This window comes from Collinsella sp. AF28-5AC (assembly GCF_003457875.1).
Lineage (GTDB): Bacteria > Actinomycetota > Coriobacteriia > Coriobacteriales > Coriobacteriaceae > Collinsella.
In genome coordinates this window covers 1-1,621 of sequence record NZ_QRTA01000036.1, presented here as the reverse complement: position 1 = coordinate 1,621, position 1,621 = coordinate 1, and the positions used below count along the sequence as shown (strand labels likewise).

At 72.4% G+C, this 1,621-nt stretch carries 1 protein-coding gene; it reads left to right on the top strand.

Going from position 1 to position 1,621, the window contains the following annotated elements; translation table 11 throughout:
• Positions 1–133: 133 nt before the first annotated feature.
• Positions 134–1,396: an IS30 family transposase gene (locus DWZ01_RS10530; RefSeq protein WP_117818445.1), complete on the top strand. Its 1,263-nt coding sequence runs from the start codon at positions 134–136 to the stop codon at positions 1,394–1,396.
• Positions 1,397–1,621 lie beyond the last annotated feature (225 nt).

The window sequence follows — 1,621 nt, the reverse complement described above, 5'->3', positions numbered from 1 at the left end:
CCTTGATTCTCATTTTCATTGCAACAGCCTCAGGACTCAGCGCAACGCGTTGCGCTGAGTCCTGAGGCGCGAATCCGGGTAGGCAACCCCAGAGGGGCCGGAATCCCCCGGCCCGCGATGGAGGGAGGCCGGCATGTCCAGACCCAAGCCGTCCGGAAGGTCGTACGGGAGGCTCACGAGGCACGAGAGGAACGCGGTCGAGAGGATGCTCGACCGCAACCGCAGCGCCCGCGAGATCGCCGCGGAGCTCGGCAGGTCGCCCTCGACCGTGACCAGGGAGGTTGCGGCGCACCGCTACGTCACCGCGCCGCGCTCGCGCTACGGCGAGCCCGCGCCCGCGGACCTCTCGGGGGCCTGCCCCAGGCTCTCCGCGTGGCCGAGGTGCTGCAACGGCTGCTCGCACAGGAGGGGCTACGGCTGCTCGAGGAGGCCCAGGGTGTTCTACAGCGCCAGGAGGGCGCAGGAGGCGGCCGACGCCGAGCTCTCGGCGAGCAGGTCCGGGATCGACGAGACCGAGGAGGGCGCCGCCGCCAAGCTCGCGGCCATCAGGGACGGGCTCGCGCGCGGGCTCTCCCCGCAGCAGATAGCGGCGACGACCCCCGGGCTCAGCGCCTCCACCGTCTACAGGTGGGTGGACGCCGGCTACGACGGCATGACGAACATGGAGCTCAGGCGCAAGGTCGGCTACAGGCCGAGGTCGCGCCGGGCCCCGAAGAGGGCGACGTCCCACTCGTCGCGCAGGTCGCACGCGTCGTTCCTCGCGCTCGGCGAGGACGCCTGCGCCGCGGCCTGGGAGATGGACACCGTCGAGGGCTCCAGGGGCGACTCCGCCAGGCTCCTCACGCTCCTGCACCGCCCGAGCCGCTTCCAGCTGGCCCTGCCGCTGCCGGACGGCACGTGTGCCTCGGTCCTGGCGGCGCTCTCCTCCCTGCGTGGGGTCCTCGGCGAGGACGGCGCGAGGCGCGCCTTCGGCGCCGTGCTCACCGACAACGGGAGCGAGTTCGCCGACGAGGGCGCCATCGCGGCGCTGATCGGCGAGCGGGACGGCGAGACCAGGCTCTTCTACTGCGACCCCCGGCAGAGCCAGCAGAAGGGCGCGTGCGAGAAGAACCACGTGGAGATCAGGAAGCTGCTGCCCAAGGGCGCCGGGGCCAGGTTCGACCGGCTGACGGCGGCGGACTGCGCGCTGCTCATGTCGCAGGTGAACTCCGAGCCGAGGGGGGCGCTCGGGTTCCTGACGCCGGCGCGCGTGCTGCGGATGGCCCTCGGGGAGGACGCCTCCGCCCTCATGGACGCGTTCGGGATAGAGGAGCTGGCGCCCGGCGAGCTCGACCTCACGCCCGGCTGCATCGACAGGGCCAGGGCCGCGAGGGGCGAGGGGCCGCTGGCGGGATAGGCGGCGGGCCGGGACATGGGCCGGAAGGCCCGTTGCGCTGAGTCCGGAACGGCTGCGCGGCGGGCTGGCGGAGCATGCGGCGGCGGCATGGGGGCACCGGCCTCCATAGCCTCTCCACCTGCGGAAACGGTGCGACGGCCAGGTGCCGGGAGCTATTCCCGCGTTGCGCTAGCTGCGGAAACGCGGGGCCCGTTCAGGCTGTTGCGTTGAGATTGAAAATCAACC